Annotated in this window: 12 protein-coding genes and 1 pseudogene; 6 read left to right on the plus strand and 7 right to left on the minus strand. The window is 54.8% G+C overall.

All coding sequences use genetic code 11. The features are described 5' to 3' along the window. Positions 1-34: 34 nt before the first annotated feature. The 3 genes from metE to metB all read right to left on the minus strand — a co-directional run bounded on the left by metE (position 35) and on the right by metB (position 5,825). Complete coding sequence (metE, locus tag DW350_RS17045) at positions 35-2,305, minus strand: 5-methyltetrahydropteroyltriglutamate--homocysteine S-methyltransferase (protein ID WP_115720089.1); 2,271 nt, start codon at positions 2,303-2,305, stop codon at positions 35-37. 153 nt (positions 2,306-2,458) lie between these two features. Next, a complete protein-coding gene (locus DW350_RS17050; RefSeq protein ID WP_115720090.1) occupies positions 2,459-4,660 on the minus strand; it encodes an amino acid kinase family protein in 2,202 nt (733 codons plus the stop codon). Between the two features lie 7 nt (positions 4,661-4,667). Beyond that, positions 4,668-5,825, minus strand: a complete 1,158-nt coding sequence (metB, locus tag DW350_RS17055) for a cystathionine gamma-synthase (RefSeq protein ID WP_115720091.1) — start codon at positions 5,823-5,825, stop codon at positions 4,668-4,670. Between the two features lie 188 nt (positions 5,826-6,013). Between metB and metJ the strand changes: the two genes are divergently transcribed. Next, positions 6,014-6,334, plus strand: a complete 321-nt coding sequence (gene metJ / locus DW350_RS17060) for a met regulon transcriptional regulator MetJ (RefSeq protein ID WP_115720092.1) — start codon at positions 6,014-6,016, stop codon at positions 6,332-6,334. Positions 6,335-6,388: 54 nt separating this feature from the next. Here metJ and DW350_RS17065 read toward each other — a convergent pair whose 3' ends face one another. Then, on the minus strand, positions 6,389-7,021 hold the full coding sequence (locus DW350_RS17065; protein ID WP_115720093.1) for a TetR/AcrR family transcriptional regulator: 633 nt from the start codon (positions 7,019-7,021) through the stop codon (positions 6,389-6,391). A 116-nt stretch (positions 7,022-7,137) separates the two neighbouring features. Here DW350_RS17065 and DW350_RS17070 point away from each other — a divergent pair, with 116 nt between their 5' ends. Next, the gene (locus DW350_RS17070; RefSeq protein ID WP_226911346.1) at positions 7,138-8,229 is read left to right on the plus strand and encodes an alpha/beta fold hydrolase; all 1,092 of its coding nucleotides are present in this window, start codon (positions 7,138-7,140) and stop codon (positions 8,227-8,229) included. 117 nt (positions 8,230-8,346) lie between these two features. Here the strand turns inward: DW350_RS17070 and DW350_RS17075 are convergent. Further along, positions 8,347-9,555, minus strand: a pseudogene (locus DW350_RS17075) (malic enzyme-like NAD(P)-binding protein); the annotation flags it as partial. Between the two features lie 130 nt (positions 9,556-9,685). Beyond that, positions 9,686-9,898, minus strand: coding sequence for a 50S ribosomal protein L31 (gene rpmE, locus DW350_RS17080; protein ID WP_115720096.1), 213 nt, complete (start codon positions 9,896-9,898; stop codon positions 9,686-9,688). 103 nt (positions 9,899-10,001) lie between these two features. On the opposite strand from rpmE, the gene priA reads away from it, so the two are divergent. From priA to hslU, 4 genes are all read left to right on the plus strand, one after another. Further along, positions 10,002-12,203, plus strand: coding sequence for a primosomal protein N' (gene priA / locus DW350_RS17085; RefSeq protein ID WP_115720097.1), 2,202 nt, complete (start codon positions 10,002-10,004; stop codon positions 12,201-12,203). Between the two features lie 54 nt (positions 12,204-12,257). Further along, the gene (locus DW350_RS17090) at positions 12,258-12,803 is read left to right on the plus strand and encodes an SPOR domain-containing protein (protein WP_115720098.1); all 546 of its coding nucleotides are present in this window, start codon (positions 12,258-12,260) and stop codon (positions 12,801-12,803) included. Between the two features lie 162 nt (positions 12,804-12,965). Then, positions 12,966-13,487, plus strand: a complete 522-nt coding sequence (gene hslV, locus DW350_RS17095) for an ATP-dependent protease subunit HslV (RefSeq protein WP_115720099.1) — start codon at positions 12,966-12,968, stop codon at positions 13,485-13,487. A 3-nt stretch (positions 13,488-13,490) separates the two neighbouring features. Further along, positions 13,491-14,825 (plus strand): ATP-dependent protease ATPase subunit HslU, encoded by a 1,335-nt coding sequence (gene hslU / locus DW350_RS17100; protein ID WP_115720100.1) that lies wholly within the window; start codon positions 13,491-13,493, stop codon positions 14,823-14,825. Between the two features lie 54 nt (positions 14,826-14,879). On the opposite strand, the gene DW350_RS17105 is transcribed toward hslU, so the two are convergent. Next, positions 14,880-16,718, minus strand: coding sequence for a methyl-accepting chemotaxis protein (locus DW350_RS17105; protein WP_115720101.1), 1,839 nt, complete (start codon positions 16,716-16,718; stop codon positions 14,880-14,882). Positions 16,719-16,743 lie beyond the last annotated feature (25 nt).

Consider the following 16,743-nt stretch of genomic DNA (forward strand, 5'->3'; position numbering starts at 1 on the left):
CGCCAGTTGGCGGGTTTTTTATTTGGCTTGTCGGTTAAGCGGCTTGGCCTCGCAGCTTTTTGGCGGCGTCCACCATGTTTTTAAGGGCCGGGCGCACTTCTTCCCAGCGGCGGGTTTTCAAGCCGCAATCGGGGTTCACCCAAATACGTTCGGCGGGAATGTAGGCCTTTGCACGCTCAATGAGCTTGGCCATTTCATCTACCGACGGAATGCGCGGGCTGTGAATGTCATAGACGCCAGGGCCAATTTCGTTGGGGTAGGCGTATTCACGGAACACGTCCAGTAGCTCATTGGCACTGCGCGAGGTTTCAATGGTGATCACATCGGCATCCAGCGCGGCGATAGCATCAATAATGGCGTTAAATTCCGAATAGCACATGTGGGTGTGAATTTGCGTATCGTCCGCCACACCACTGGCCGACAGCCGGAAGGCTTCCACTGCCCAGTCAAAATAAGCGCCTTGTTCGGCCTGTTTTAGCGGCAACAACTCGCGAAATGCCGGCTCGTCAATTTGAATAACCTTGATACCGGCCTGCTCTAAGTCCACCACCTCGTCGCGAAGGGCCAAGGCAATTTGCTGGGCAATGGTTTGAAGCGCAACATCGTCGCGGGGGAAAGACCAACCCAAAATGGTTACCGGCCCGGTCAGCATGCCTTTTACCGGTTTGTCGGTCAGGGTTTGGGCAAAAGCGGCCCATTCCACCGTCATCGGCTTGGCGCGGCTAACATCACCAAAAATGATTGGCGGTTTAACGCAGCGCGAGCCATAGCTTTGTACCCAGCCAAAGCGGGTAAAGGCAAAACCGTCCAACAGCTCACCAAAATACTCCACCATGTCGTTGCGTTCGGCTTCGCCGTGCACCAGCACGTCTAAACCCAAGGCTTCTTGCTCGCGAATAACCGCCTCAATTTCCTGGCTGATGGCCGCGCGGTAATCCGCTTCGGTTAGGCGCCCGGCCCGCCAATCACGGCGCAGGCCGCGAATAATGGGCGTTTGCGGGAAAGATCCAATGGTGGTGGTGGGGTAAGCCGGCAGTTTTAACAACGCCCGTTGCTGGCCAATGCGTTCATCAAAACCACTTTGGCGCTGGCTGTCGTTGCCGGTGATGGCGGCCACCCGTTTGGCAACAGCCGGGTTATGAATGCGGCTTGAGGACTGGCGGGCGGCAACAGCGGCATCAGAAGCCGCTAACGCCTCCTTGATGGCGGCCTCACCGTCATTCAGGGCGCGGGCGATAAGCTGCACTTCTTCGACTTTTTGCACGCCAAAGGCCAGCCAAGATTTAAGCTCGGCATCCAGCTGGTCTTCTTGGGCAAGGTCAACGGGGCTGTGCAGTAACGAACAGCTGGGAGCCACCCACAACTGATTGCCCCGGCGCTCACTGATGGCTTTAAGGCTCTCGATGGCCTGGCGTAAATCGGTGCGCCAGATATTACGGCCATTCACAATACCCACCGACAATACGTTGTCTGCAGGCCAAGCGGCGTCAACAACCTGCAGCTGAGCCCGGCCAGCAACGGCATCAATGTGCAAGCCCGCCACCGGCAGGCTAGTCGCCAAAGCCAGGTTATTACCAAGGGTGCCAAAATAGCTTGCCAGCAGAATTTTAATCGGCGCCTCGCTAAGCACTTGGTAGCTCAATTCAATGGCGTTTTGCCAGTCATTGGCCAAGTCGGTTACCAGGATGGGCTCATCAATCTGAACCCATTCAATACCTTCTGCCGCCAATTTATCCAGCCATTGGCTGTAGGCATTTAAAAGCTTTGGCAGATGTTTAAGGCGCTGGTCTTGGCCTTCGCGCTGCTTAGCAAGATACAGAAAGGTCACAGGCCCCACTAGCACAGGCTTCACCTTGAAGCCTGCTGCCCGCGCTTCACGAATGTGTTTTAGCTGCTCGTCGATATTAAGGCTAAATTGCTGATCGTCCGCCAGCTCAGGTACCAGGTAGTGATAATTGGTGTTGAACCACTTGGTCATTTCCAAAGCGGGAACATCTTCGCCCCCCGGTGCCCGGCCGCGCGCTTGGCGAAAATAGGTGGTAATGGCGGCCTCGTCGGCTTGAAAACGCGCAGGCACTGCGCCAAGCCTTACCGCGGTATCCAGCACATGGTCGTACAGGGTGAAATCCCCTGCCGGCACAAAATCCAAGCCTTTTTGTACTTGCCAGTTGTCGTGGCGTACCTGCGCTGCCAGGTCCTGCAACTGGCCTTCACTGCTGTCACCAGACCAATAAGATTCAAGGGCAAATTTAAGTTCGCGGCGACGACCAACGCGAGGGAAACCGAGAGAGTGGGTTAAAGCCATGATGCTCTTCCTTGGGATTTGGATGTTTAGATCTTCAGATGTTTAGACGTCTAAATGGCTATAGTAGAGATCTTCGCCGGAAGATCAACCCTGATCGCAAAAAAGAGGCATAAAAAAACCCGCCGAAAGGCGGGTTTTATCAATTGCTTATATTTAGGCAAGCCAGGAAAGCAGCTGGATAACGTCTGATTGCACGCCCGCCGCCGTAACATGGGGGCCCGCGCCAGGGCCACGGATGATCAGCGGATTTTCCCGGTAATAACGGCTTTGGATGGCAAAGATGTTGTCACCGGCGGTGAGGTTGGCAAAAGGATGGGTGGCATCCAAGGTTTCCAAACCAACGGTGGCGCGAAAGCCGTCTGCTTCCTGGCGCAAATTCCCCACGTAACGCAGCAACTTGCCCTCGGCCTTAGCTTTATTAAGGGCCGCCAATAGCGGCTCATCAAGCTCGGCAAGGCGCTCGAAAAAGGCGTCACGGCTGATGTCACGCAGGTGCTCCGGCACTAGGTTATCAATGTGGATGTTATCCAGTTCCAAGCGCCAACCGGCTTCGCGGGCCAAAATCAGCAGCTTGCGAGCAGCATCCAGGCCGTTAAGGTCGTCCCGTGGGTCGGGCTCGGTAAAGCCTTTGGCATGGGCCTCTTTTACCAGTTCAGAGAACGGCTTAGTGCCGTCAAAGTTCTGGAATAGCCAACAAAGGGTGCCGGAGAACACACCGCCCACCCCTTCTAAGTCGTCACCACAACCCAGCAAGTCGCGAATAGCAGCTTGCACTGGTAGCCCGGCACCAACGGTGGTGTTGTAGAACCAGCGGCGGCCACTTTGCCGTAAGGTCACGTGCAAGCGGTCATATTCGCCAAGGGGAGCAGAGCCTGCTTGTTTGTTGGCACTGACCAAGTGCACACCGGCATTAAGAAATTTCGGGTACTGATCAGCCACGGCTTTCGAGGCGGTGAGATCAAGCAGCAACAAATGCGCAAAAGGCGCCTTTTTAAAGGCTTCCAGTAAGTCACCACTAAAACGCGGTTCGCTGCGGGCAGCAAATTCATTGCGCCAGTCAGCGGGCTTAATGCCGTTAAGGGAAAACAACTGCTTTTTAGAGTTGGCCAGGCCATAGAGGCGCAACCGGTCTTTAAGGCGCGGCGCAAAACCGTCCAACCAGCAGCCACCGATGTTCCCAACCCCTAACACCACCACCCCAACCGCAAACAGCTGGTCATGCAGCCGTGCCAATAACGGCTTAGCGGGCAGTTCGCGAACGAAGGCGATCAGCGACAGGCCTTCAGGCCCTTTGGCTTGGTGAACCAAACCGCCTTGCTGCGCCACATTGGCCAGCGCCTGGCCAGCCGGGCTTTGCCAATCAAGGCCCTGACCAACCAACGCCAGCAGGGTGACGGCTTCGGCCTGGTCGCCAAACGCAAAAGGCAGGTAAAGCACGGCACCGTCGTCTTCTTCGGCGTAGGCTTGGGCTCGTACATCGGCGCTGGCATCAGCCGCCTGACAGCGGTACACACCGCTACGCCAAGTCAGGCTGGCCAGATTTTTATTGGCTCTTTCGGTGCTAATGCGGGTGCCGCCTTCGTCTGGGGCGAAGGTGCAACGAATAATGAGCTGCTGACGGGTCAAATCCAAAGGCCCAAGGGTGCGGGGATGCAGCACCGGAGAGCCCAAACGCGCCAGTTCGGTGGCCACTTTGCCGGCCAAATGGCTTTGGGTATAAGCGCCTTCTAACTTGCGAGGGTCGGCAGTGTAAATGCCGGACACATCGGTCCATACCGTAACCGACGCTGCTTCTAAGAAACTGGCAACCAGGGTGGCACTGTAATCAGAGCCATTGCGGCCCAAGGTGCGGGTTTGGCCCTGGCGATCAGCGCCAATAAAACCGGTGACGATGGTCAGCTCGTCGCTGGCAATGGCTTGTAAGCGCTCGGCACTTTCGCTTTGCACAATACCGTCTTCAATAACCAAAAACTCGCGGGCATCCAGAAAGCGCGCATCCAGCAGGGTCGCCAGTAATCGCGCCGACCAAATTTCACCGAAAGACAATAACCAGTCGTTGTGGCTAATGCCTTGTTGCAATGCCTTCTCAATGGCATTGATATCGTCGGCCAAAGCGGCAGACAAACGCGCAACTTTATCGACACCGTCAATACCGGCAAACAGGGCTTGTTGCTGCGCTTTTAGCGCTGGCAGGCTATCAAGGCTCAGATTCAACAAATGATCGGTGGTATCGCCGGACGCAGACACCACCACTAAATCGCCTTTTTGGCAATGACGGCGCACCAACGCCGCCACTTTCAGATAACAATCGGCATCGGCCAGGCTAGAGCCGCCAAATTTATGAATATGTCGCATACCGCTCTTAACCTTCTTTGAGGGCAGGCCAGGCCTGAGCCAGGTCTTCAATCAGATCGTCGGCATCTTCGATGCCCACAGAAAAACGCAGCAAACCGTCATTAAGGCCTGCTTCCTTGCGGGCTTTCGCAGTCATGGCAGCGTGGGTCATGGTGGCTGGCACCGCCACCAAACTTTCCACACCACCCAAAGATTCAGCCAAGCTGAACAATTTCAGTTTCGAGACAAAGCGGCCCAGGGTGTCGAGGCTAACGTTGAGCTCCACGCTGAACATGGCACCAAAGCTTTTTTGTTGGCGCTTGGCCAGTTCGTGGCCTGGGTGGCTTTTAAGGCCAGGGTAATGGATCACCGCAACCTCGGGCTTATCTGCCAGCCAGGCGGTCAGTTTTTGGGCATTTTCTTCGTGAATACGAAAACGCGCCGCCAGGGTGCGAATACCGCGCAGGGTCAGGTAAGAGTCAAAGGCAGAGCCGGTAACACCAATGCAGTTGGCCCACCAGGCCAGCTCGTCGCCCAAGGCTTTGTCTTTGGCAATCAGGGCGCCGCCCACCACATCGGAATGGCCATTGATGTATTTGGTGGTGGAATGCAGTACCAAATCGGCACCGAGTTCCAGCGGGCTTTGGCCGATGGGTGACAAAAAGGTGTTATCCACCAGTACCAGCGCCCCAACATCGTGGCTTGCCTGGCAAATCGCAGTAACATCCACCACCCGCAACAAGGGGTTAGACGGTGTTTCCACCCACACCAATTTCGGCTTTTTGGCCAAGGCTTCAGCCAGCGCCTTGGGGTCGGCTTGATCGATAGTAATAAGGTTAAAGGCACCTTTTTTAGCCCAGGCGTTAAACAGCCGCCAGGAGCCACCGTAGCAATCATGGGGCACCACTAAGGTGTCGCCTGCAGACAACAACTGCAACGCCGTGGTTACCGCCGCCATGCCGGTAGCCGTTACCACCGCACGAGCGCCACCTTCTAGGTCACAAATCGCCTTGGCCAATAAATCGCGGCTGGGGTTATTGGAGCGGCTGTAGTCATAGCCGCCCGGGGTGCGGAAATCGTCAAAGGTATAGTTGGTGGACAGATACAGCGGTGGCACCACTGAATTGTGCTGCTTGTCAGACTCCAGCCCGGAGCGAACGGCAGTGGTGCTTTTGCGTTTTGTCATCCTCATTACCTCGACTTGCTTATAAAAGAGCGGCCCTACAGTTAAAAGTAGGCCCGCCCGATTGCCATAGGGTAGCCGTTTGGTTATTTAGGCGTCAAGATGTTTAGACGTCTAAAACTCCTAAGATTGACTGTCTAAGCCAAGGGGGTACAATTTATGCAACAAAAATAGAGGCTCAAGGCATACTCATGGCTCAATGGAACGGCGATTACATCAGCCCTTACGCCGAACATGGCAAAAAGAACGAACAAGTTAAAAAGATCACCGTCTCCATCCCTCTTAAGGTATTGAAAATACTGACTGACGAACGTACCCGTCGTCAGGTTAATAACCTGCGCCATGCCACCAACTCTGAGCTTTTGTGTGAAGCCTTTCTCCACGCCTTTACCGGCCAACCGCTGCCCGGTGATGAAGATTTGCGCAAAGATCGCCCCGACGATATTCCCGAAAGTGCCAAAAAGCTGATGAAAGAGCTGGGGTTAGAGATCCCCGACCTTTACGAAGAATAAGAAAACGCGGCCTAGGCCGCGTTTTTTGCATTAGCGTAAATCCATTTCTTGGTGTTACCCGTCCGGGGTTTGCCGCAAAAATCCCATAATCAGCCTCACCATCGCCGCTTCAAATTGTTCGGTGCCCAATAGCGGCGAGCCTTGTAAGGCGGCTTGGCGTAGCACTTCCACTATCGATTGATTAAGCACGAAGACTTCACTGTCGTTTAGCGGCGGCTGCCCTTGGTTTTTGGCGGCCTGCCAAAGCTCAACAATGGCGTTAGCCACAACATGGGGCGGCGATGGTATACCATGCTGCACTGCCATTTGCAGCAGTGCCTTGGTTAACCTTGCCGAAGGCCGGCGATGGAGCGCAAAGGCCTGATGCAGCTCGCGGATAATAAGCCTTATCTTTTGTTCCAGGCTTTCGTCTTGATGGCGAGCCAGCACTTCATCAACCCGCCGCGCCACTTTAGCGCGTTGCCGCTCTATTAGCGCCAGCACGATGGCTTCACGATTCGGGAAATATTGGTAGATGGTGCCAATGGAAAAACCCGAGCGTTCGGCAAGGTAGTTGGTGGTGAGCTGCTCGCTACCCTCGTGCTTTAAAATCTGAGCCGTGGCTTCCAATAGGGTTTCAAAAGTCTGCTTAGCGCGCTTTTGTATTGGTAATTTTCTTTTTATTTCATCAGCTTGTTCTTCATCCATCGGCTAGTCCTCTTCACACCAGAAAGCGAGTACGAAAACTGAGTAGTGCTCAATATAATGGTTTTGCTCCACTCCTTAAACATCGCCTTTATTTTTTGCCGTCCGTAGGAGGCAACATGAATAGCGCACATCGCCCCAAAAGAGGCTTCGTAATGAAAGCCTTGGTGGCTGTTCTGGCATTGTCAGCTGGCAGCGCCATGGCCACCCCGTTTTTTAGAGGGCTCAATTACGTTGACCCTTACCACGCCAAAGTCAAAGAAGCCGGTTACGTTGAAAAAACCGCCAAGGTTAACAACATAACCCTGAGCTATGCCGAGGGCCCCAACAATGGCCCACCGCTGGTACTGCTGCACGCCCAGTTTCTGGACTGGTTTAGCTATAGCCGGGTATTGCCCGCTTTGGCCAAATCTTTCCACGTTTATGACATCGACTACCCTGGCCACGGCAAAACCGTTACACCAGCCAATTACCCGATGACGGCCAACCAAATTGGTAGCGACTTAAGCGACTTTATTAGCAAGGATATTGGCCAAGCGGTTTACATCAGTGGCAATTCCTCAGGCGGCTTGCTGGCCACTTGGCTGGCAGCAAACCGGCCTCAGCAAATAAAAGCAGCACTGCTGGAAGATCCGCCGCTGTTTTCCTCTGAATACCCGGCCATTAAAAAGACCATTGCCTACCGCGCCTTTAAAACCAGCTATACCGCGGTTAAAGACGATCATCCCGATAATTTCATCTTGTATTGGGTTCAGAAAAACGCCGCGTTTTTCCGTAACAATATCGGCCCTGGCACCCCTTATTTTCTAAGCCAGGCCATTACCACCTACCATCGCAATCACCCTGGGCAACCGGTGGAGCTGGGCAGGGTAAAAAATGACACTATCAGAATGATGCTGCGCGGCTTAGACCAGTATGACCCACGTTTTGGCGCCGCCTTCTATGATGGCAGCTGGAATAAAGGCTTTGACCAAGGCAAGGCGCTGGCCAAGATCCAGTGCCCGGTATTGCTGATGCAGGCCGATTATTCCTACAAGCCCGGCGGCATTTTAGACGGGGCCATGAGTAAAGAAGATGCCCAAGCGGCCATGGCGCTGCTAAAGCACGGCACCTATCAAAAGGTCGATGCCACCCATGTGGTTAACCTGGATAAGCCGCAACTGTTTATCGAGGCTATCGAGCATTTCTTTTTAGGGAAAAAGGCGGGTTAAAGCCACTCCAACTTGCAGACAACCGCCAATAAAAAAGCGGCAAGAGGTTTCCCTCTTGCCGCTTTTTCTTTATCGCACCATTTACTGCTGCATATAACCGGCAGGCAGTTCAATTTGTGCCACACCACTGTCAACCGCCGCTTGTGCAACAGCGCGGGCAACCCGTGGCAGCAAGCGTGGGTCCATGGGCTTTGGAATAATGTACTGGCGGCCAAAGCTTAATGAATCAACGCCCGCAGCGCTCAGCACTTCGGTGGGAACCTCTTCTTTAGCCAGGCTACGCAGCGCTTCAACAGCAGCCACTTTCATCTGGTCATTAATGGCGGTTGCACGTACGTCCAGGGCGCCACGGAAGATGAAAGGGAAACACAAGACGTTGTTAACCTGGTTCGGGTAATCAGAACGGCCGGTGGCCATAATGAGGTCATCGCGGGTGCTGTGTGCCAGCTCAGGCTTAATTTCCGGGTCTGGGTTCGAACAGGCAAAGACCACTGGATTTGCGGCCATCAGACTCAGCGCTTCACCAGACAGTACGTCAGGGCCAGACACACCCACAAACACATCGGCACCTTCAATCACATCTTCCAAGGTGCGCTTGTCGGTGTTGTTGGCAAAAAGGCGCTTGTATTCGTTAAGGTCGTCACGGCGGGTATGGATAACGCCCTTGCGGTCCAGCATGTAAATGTTTTCACGCTGAGCCCCACAGGTGATCAAAAGCTCCATACAGGCTACAGCCGCAGCCCCGGCGCCCATGCAGACAATTTTGGCGGTTTCGATGTCTTTACCCTGAATTTCCAGGGCGTTAATCATACCGGCCGCAGTCACAATGGCCGTGCCGTGCTGGTCATCGTGGAAGACCGGAATGGTGCAGCGCTCTTTAAGGGCCTGCTCGATTTCAAAACATTCCGGCGCCTTGATGTCTTCAAGGTTAATACCGCCAAAAGTGTCGGCGATGGCCGCAACGGTATTAATAAATTCTTCGGTGGTGCGGTGCTTAACTTCGATGTCGATGGCATCAAGGTTAGCGAAGCGTTTAAACAGCAGCGCCTTACCTTCCATTACCGGTTTAGAGGCCAGGGGGCCAAGGTTACCCAAACCTAAAATCGCGGTGCCGTTAGAGATAACAGCCACCAGGTTACCTTTACCGGTGTATTTGTAGGCATTGTCAGGATCGTCGGCAATTTCGCGCACCGGCTCGGCCACGCCAGGTGAGTAAGCCAGGGCCAAATCACGAGCGTTGTCAGCAGGTTTGGTTAGGGTAATGCCAATTTTCCCAGGAACAGGTTCGGCATGGTATTGCAAGGCTTGTTCGCGTAAATCAGACATAATGCGAGTAACTTCTTGTAGGGTTGTGTTATACGGCTTTTTGCAGTGTCGCACGTTTTATCGACACTGATATATCCGACCACAAAAAAAGGCGCCTTAAGCGCCTTTTTCAACGTTTGAGATACTCGGCTTATTTTTTGCCCAGTACACCAAAACGTTTGTTGAACTTGTCTACGCGGCCACCGGTGTTTACTTCTTTCTGCTTACCAGTGTAGAAGGGGTGGCAGGCACCACATACGTCCAGGTTGATGTCTTTACCCAGAGTGGATTTGGTGATGATCACGTTACCGCAGGTGCAGGTAGCCTTGATCTCTACGTACTTAGGATGGATACCGTCTTTCATGGGATTACCCTCAATAGGCCGTGTCGCCATCTGATCCAGTGCCAGACACCACACGATTGTGTTAACGTTCACAAATTAGAAGGCGCGCATCATACCGGATCCCTTGCTCAACAATCAATCCCCTTCCCGCATTATCAGAGTCTATTTGGCCACGCCGCTCAGGCGCGGTTTCGACTACCTGCTGCCCGCGCCAATGGCGGTGCAGCCAGGGGTGCGTGTTTGGGTGCCCTTTGGTAACGGCAAACGGGTTGGGGTAGTAGGTGAGGTGGATGTCGCGCCGCAGGTAGCGCTGGATAAATTAAAGCCCATCGACAGTGTTATCGACTCGGCGCCGGTGCTGCCAGCCGCCCTTAACAAACTGGTGCGCTGGGCTGCTGATTACTATCTGCATAGCCCCGGCGACGCCTGGCACCAAGCCATGCCGGTGCTGCTGCGCCAAGGGGCAAACGCTAGCGGCGAAGAACTCTATTGGCAGCTTAAAGCCGGCGCTACCAGCAGCGGTATTGCCAAAAATGCCAAAAAGCAATTGGCGGCTATCTGCTGCTTAGAACAAGGTGAGTTGTCGGACAACGAATTGGCAGGCAAAGACTTTGACCGCGCCACCCTTCGCACCCTGGCCGATAAAGGCCTGGTGACCTTTGAAACCCGCCAGCATCAAGGCCAGCCATTTTGGACGCAGCCGGTGACAGTGCAGCCCGGCCCCCGCCCCAATCCCGAACAAGCCGTGGCCATTACCGCCATCAATAATGCCCAGGGTTTTGCGCCCTTTTTATTGGAAGGGGTAACGGGTTCGGGCAAAACCGAAGTCTACCTTAGCGCCATGAGCCAAATCCTGAAGGCGGGTCAGCAAGTTTTGGTATTGGTGCCGGAAATCAGCCTAACCCCGCAAACCCTGCGCCGCTTTCAAAAACGCTTTAACGTACCGATGGCGCTGTTGCACTCAGGCCTTACCGATAACGAACGGCTAAGGGTTTGGCGCCAAGCTCGCGACGGCGACTTAGGCATTGTCATTGGCACCCGCAGCGCCATTTTCACGCCGCTGGCACGGCCCGGGCTTATCATCGTTGACGAAGAGCACGATGCCTCTTTTAAACAGCAAGAAGGTTTTCGCTACCATGGCCGCGATCTGGCGGTGGTGCGGGCGCAGCTGGAAAAAGTGCCGCTGGTACTGGGCTCGGCCACGCCCGCGCTGGAAAGCCTTGCCAACTGCGACGCCGGTAAATACCAAAAGCTTACCTTAAGCCGCCGCGCCGGTAACGCCAGCCAAGTGCGTTTTGACCTTATTGACGTTAAACACCAGCCGTTAAAGGCTGGCATGTCACCGCCGGTGCTAGCTGCCATTAAGGCGCATTTAGCACGGGGCGAACAGGTGCTGGTGTTTTTAAACCGCCGCGGTTTTTCGCCCACCTTACTGTGCCACGAATGCGGCTGGATAGCCGACTGCCAGCGCTGCAGCGCCTACCCAACGGTACACAAAGGCCGGCAACGACTCATTTGCCACCACTGCGGCTCTGACCGGCCATTGCCACAGCAATGCCCCAGTTGCGGCTCCACCCAACTGGTTGGCGTGGGCCTTGGCACCGAACAGCTGGAAAACGAGCTGTCAGCGCTTTTCCCGGACTATAAGGCGGTGCGTATTGACCGCGATGCCACCCGTCGCAAAGGCAGCTTGGAGTCGGCGTTAGACGGCATTCGCCAAGGGCAATACCAGCTGCTGATTGGCACCCAAATGCTGGCCAAAGGCCACCATTTTCCTGATGTAACACTGGTGGTGTTAATGGATGTGGACGGCGCCCTTTACTCGGCCGACTTTCGCGCCGCAGAGCGTTTGGCCCAGTTGGTGGTGCAGGTTGCCGGGCGCGCTGGGCGCGCCGACAAACCGGGGCGTTTACTGCTGCAAAGCCATCACCCCGAGCACCCGTTATTAAGCCAGCTATTAACCAATGGCTATGGCGCCTTTGCAGAAGAAGCGCTGCTAGAGCGCCGCCAAACCTATTTGCCACCGTTTTCTGCCCAAGCGCTGTTTCGCTGTGATGCACTTAAGGCCGAGGATGCCCAAAGCCTGCTTGAAGCCATTGGTCAGCTGCTACAGCAAAGTGCGCCACAAGGCGGCTGGGTTTTGGGGCCGCTGCCCGCGCCCCTCGAACGGCGGGCCGGTAAATATCGCTTTCAACTTTGGGTGCAATACCAAGACAAAAAGGCGCTGCGCCAGTGGCTGGCACCGGTGCTCAGCCACTTAGAAAATGAACCACCGCATCGGCGTGCAAATTGGACTTTGGACCTGGATCCTATCGACAGTGCTTGATTTCCAGGCCCCCCTTGTCCAGCATAGGCCGACCTAGCAAGAGTCCCCTGTGACATGGCCCGTAAAGACTACGTAAAAACAACGGCACCAAAACGTCGTACCAACAACAAGAAAAATGCGCCTCAGCGCAAGCCACCTTGGTTAGCCATTGCGGTTTTTGCCGTCTGCGCCCTGGGGTTTATCTATTTCCTGGCAACCTTGCCTAAAAGTTCAGATAAACCCAAGGAAGAGCCGGTAGCCGTTAAGCCCAAGGCCCAAGAAGCGCCCAGCCAGCATAAAAAACCATTACCGGCACCACCAAAAGAGCAGTGGCGCTACGTCGAAACGCTGAAAAACAAAACGGTGGAAGTCGACGTACCTGACCGGCCCAAAGACGAAACGCCCTACCAGATGCAGTGCGGTTCTTTTAAGTTGGAAAAACAGGCCGAAGCGCAAAAAGCCAAGTTGGCCTTTGTCGGAATGGAAGCGCAAGTGCGCCACACCGGTGACTGGTATCGGGTAGTGCTTGGCCCCTACGCCGGCCGCCGCGCCGCCCAGAACGATCAGCACAAAGCCGAATCCAAAGGCTTTCCACACTGCGCCATTTGGCCTTGGCGCTAACGTCGCCTTTACCCTTTGTAAGGCCGCCCTGGCCGGTTTGAGCAACAAAAGCTGAACCGGCCTGGCGATTATGCCCTTGGCTCTTGAAAAGCCGCCCCCCTGCCCTCATTTGCTAGCTATATCCAATGGCGCCACACTGGCGCCCTTGTCTTAGGAGAGCTCATGACCACGATCGTTTCTGTCCGCCGTAATGGCCAGGTCGCCCTGGGTGGCGACGGCCAGGTATCCCTTGGCAATACGGTCATGAAGGGCAATGCCCGCAAGGTGCATCGTCTTCATAACGGCCAGGTGTTGGCCGGATTTGCCGGCGGCACCGCCGACGCCTTCACCTTGCTGGAACGTTTTGAGTCCAAGTTGCAATCGCACCAGGGCAACTTGGAAAGAGCCGCGGTTGCGCTGGCAAAAGACTGGCGAACCGACCGCGCGCTGCGCCGCCTGGAAGCCATGTTGGCCGTGGCCGACAAAGAAAAGTCTTTCATTATTACCGGTAACGGTGACGTGGTGCAGCCAGAGCAGGACATCATTGCCATCGGCTCCGGCGGTAACTATGCCCAGGCGGCAGCCAAGGCGCTGCTGAACAATACTGACTTGGATGCCAAGGACGTTGTTGAAAAAAGCCTGACCATCGCCGGTGAGATCTGTGTGTTTACCAACACCAACCAAACTATTGAAGTCCTGGAGTAAAGCATGTCATCCATGACCCCCCGTGAAATTGTTCACGAACTGGACCGCCATATTATTGGCCAGGGCAACGCCAAACGTTCCGTGGCCATTGCCTTGCGTAACCGCTGGCGCCGGATGCAGCTAGAAGAATCGCTGCGCCACGAAGTTACCCCGAAAAACATCCTGATGATTGGCCCAACCGGGGTCGGTAAAACCGAAATCGCCCGCCGCTTGGCGCGTTTGGCCAATGCCCCTTTCATCAAGGTAGAAGCCACGAAATTCACCGAAGTGGGTTACGTGGGTAAGGAAGTGGAACAAATTATTCGCGACCTGGCCGACGTGGCCATGAAAATGACCCGCGAACAAGAAATGAAAAAGGTGCGTACCCGCGCCGAAGAAGCCGCCGAGGATCGCATCCTCGACGCGCTGCTGCCGCGTGCCAAAAACCAGTGGGGTGAGGCCGACAAACCGGAAGCGGATAACCACACCCGCCAGGTGTTTCGTAAAAAGCTGCGCGAAGGTGAGCTGGACGATAAAGAAATCGATATCGATTTAGCGGCGCCGCAGATGGAAATGCAGATCATGGCACCGCCAGGCATGGAAGACATGACCAACCAACTGCAGTCGATGTTCCAAAACCTCGGTGGCGGCCAAACCAAGCAAAGCAAGAAGCTGAAGGTCAAAGACGCCCTGAAACTGGCCATCGACGAAGAGGCCGCCAAACTGTTAAACCCGGAAGAGGTGAAGGAAAAAGCCCTGGCCGCGGTTGAGAACAATGGCATTGTCTTCCTCGACGAAATCGACAAGATTTGTAAGCGCGGCGACACCTCCGGCCCCGATGTGTCCCGTGAAGGGGTGCAGCGCGACCTGTTACCACTGGTGGAAGGCAGCACCGTTAACACCAAGCACGGTATGGTCAAAACCGACCATATTCTGTTTATTGCCTCCGGCGCCTTCCAAATGGCCAAGCCGTCCGACCTTATTCCTGAGCTGCAAGGCCGGTTGCCTATTCGCGTTGAGCTGGACGCCCTGTCGGCAGACGACTTTGTGCGCATTCTCACCGAGCCCAAAGCCAGTCTGACCGAGCAATACCAAGCGCTGATGGCCACCGAGGGCGTGAACCTCGAGTTCACCGAGGACGGTATCCATAAATTGGCGGAAGCCGCCTGGCAGGTTAACGAGCGTACCGAAAACATCGGCGCGCGGCGCTTGCACACCGTGATGGAAAGGCTGATGGAAGAAATCAGCTTTGAAGCGGCGGACCATGACGGCCAAACCGTTACCATCGACGAAGCGTATGTGCAGTCGCACCTGGGCACCCTGGTCGAAGACGAAGACTTGTCGCGCTTTATTCTCTAAGCTTAACGCAATGAAAAAGGCCACCTGTCGGTGGCCTTTTTTAATGGCGTGAATTTACACCGTAAAGCGGCTAATAACCCCTGCCAAACGCTCGGCTTGCTCGGCCACGTGCGCTGATGTTTCAGCGTTACCTTGCGAAGCTGACGAGGTTTGTTCGGCCACATCACGAATAACCACCACATTGCGGTTAACTTCGCTGGCCACTTGGCTTTGCTCCTCAATGGCGGCAGCAATTTGGGTATTCATATCCAGAATACGGGTCACGTCCTCGGTAATACGGTTCAGTAAGCTACCGGCTTTTTGGGTTTCGGCAGCGCTTTCCAGGCCTTCACTGCGGCAATCTTCCATCAAGGTCACAATTGACTGGGTCTTTTGCTGCAACGATTTAATGATGCCGGCAATTTCCTCGGTAGAGGTTTGGGTACGCATCGCCAGCGTACGCACCTCGTCTGCTACCACCGCGAAACCGCGGCCATGGTCGCCAGCGCGGGCCGCTTCAATGGCCGCGTTCAGCGCCAGCAAGTTGGTTTGCTCGGCAATACCACGGATCACATCCAGCACCGAACCGATGGTATTAGAGCTTTGTACCAACTCGTCCACCACCACTGTGGAGTTCTCCAATTGCCCGGCCAACTGCTCAATGCGGGCAATGGCGCTTTGCAACTGGCCTTGGCCTAACTGGGCGTTGTCGTTGGTTTCCTGCGCCTTACCGGCCGCATTCTCGGTGTTACGGGCAATTTCTTCGATGGTTGAGCCCATCTCGGTAATGGCGGTTGCCACCAAATCGGTTTGGCTTAACTGCTCTTTGGCGCCGGTAGAGGTTTCTTCGGCATTGGCCGACAGCTCAGAGGTGGCGCGGCTTAAATACTCCACCGCTTGCTTACTTTGGCTGACCAGATCCCGCACCCCATCAATCATGGTGTTAAAGTGCAGGCCCATTTGAGTCAGCTCGTCTTTGCCTTGCTGCGGCAGCTTCAGTGTCAGGTTGTTGTCGGCGGCGATACGTTGAATAACGCTGATGCTGCCACTTAACTGCTTGTTAAGTCGGCGCACAATCAGCACTGCCAGCACAATCAACACCACAGCGATCAGCACCACAAACACCAACAGCTTCCAGAAAGTGCTTTGCTCGGCAGTGGCGATGATGCTGTCGAGCTGCTTACTTATCTGTGCAAACTGGTCTTCGGTGGCTTGCACTTGTTTGCGCAGCTCACCGGTTAAGCCTTCTGAGGGTGTTAAGCCAATCACTTGCTGGCCCGCCACCAGCGCCAAGAAGTCACGCTTGTAGGTCGCCATGGCTTGGCGGGTTTTGTCTTCGGTCAGCAGTGCATCTAACTTGGCAAAATCGCTGTTGAACTGGTCAACGTATTTGGTATTTAGGCGCAGCATGAAATCTTTTTCATGGCGGCGAAGCTGCAAAATACCGGCAAGCTGGTCGTCACGGCCTGAGGCACGTACCTGCGCTTCCGCGTCGTGAACGGCATTACGCAAACTGCCATAGAGGCCGGTTTCGGGGCTTAAACCAACGGTATGGTATTGCGCCACCAGCTTGGCAAAAAGCTGTTGGTAATTGTTGATGTCCTTATCCATGCGCGCTAACGAGTTGTCGTTAACACCCTGCTGGTCTAACAATGCATCGAGACGCTTAGCTGTTGCCTTAAAACTGGCAATTTCATTGTTAAATTGCTTGGCGTACTTATCGTCTAGCCGCATCAGGAAGTCTTTTTCATGGCGGCGCAGCATCAACATGGCGTTGTTTAAGCGCAGGTTTTGCAGCTTGGCTTCGTTTAGGGCATCGATGGACCGCCAAGACAGCCACATTGCGATCACCAGCAGTGCCAAAGCGGCAACAGCCAGTGTGGCCAAACCATAAAGTTTATGTTTAATGAGCATAGCGCCTCGCCGGTTACCAGTTAGA

The organism is Gallaecimonas mangrovi (assembly GCF_003367375.1).
GTDB lineage: Bacteria > Pseudomonadota > Gammaproteobacteria > Enterobacterales > Gallaecimonadaceae > Gallaecimonas > Gallaecimonas mangrovi.

What these genes read in the sequence shown, in the direction of transcription:
- hslV (WP_115720099.1), top strand. Translation starts at nt 12,966, where the DNA reads ATGACCACGATCGTTTCTGTCCGCCGTAATGGCCAGGTCGCCCTGGGT.
- DW350_RS17090 (WP_115720098.1), top strand. Translation starts at nt 12,258, where the DNA reads ATGGCCCGTAAAGACTACGTAAAAACAACGGCACCAAAACGTCGTACC.
- DW350_RS17070 (WP_226911346.1), top strand. Translation starts at nt 7,138, where the DNA reads ATGAATAGCGCACATCGCCCCAAAAGAGGCTTCGTAATGAAAGCCTTG.
- DW350_RS17105 (WP_115720101.1), bottom strand. Translation starts at nt 16,718, where the DNA reads ATGCTCATTAAACATAAACTTTATGGTTTGGCCACACTGGCTGTTGCC.
- DW350_RS17065 (WP_115720093.1), bottom strand. Translation starts at nt 7,021, where the DNA reads ATGGATGAAGAACAAGCTGATGAAATAAAAAGAAAATTACCAATACAA.
- rpmE (WP_115720096.1), bottom strand. Translation starts at nt 9,898, where the DNA reads ATGAAAGACGGTATCCATCCTAAGTACGTAGAGATCAAGGCTACCTGC.
- metJ (WP_115720092.1), top strand. Translation starts at nt 6,014, where the DNA reads ATGGCTCAATGGAACGGCGATTACATCAGCCCTTACGCCGAACATGGC.
- metE (WP_115720089.1), bottom strand. Translation starts at nt 2,305, where the DNA reads ATGGCTTTAACCCACTCTCTCGGTTTCCCTCGCGTTGGTCGTCGCCGC.
- DW350_RS17050 (WP_115720090.1), bottom strand. Translation starts at nt 4,660, where the DNA reads ATGCGACATATTCATAAATTTGGCGGCTCTAGCCTGGCCGATGCCGAT.
- hslU (WP_115720100.1), top strand. Translation starts at nt 13,491, where the DNA reads ATGTCATCCATGACCCCCCGTGAAATTGTTCACGAACTGGACCGCCAT.
- metB (WP_115720091.1), bottom strand. Translation starts at nt 5,825, where the DNA reads ATGACAAAACGCAAAAGCACCACTGCCGTTCGCTCCGGGCTGGAGTCT.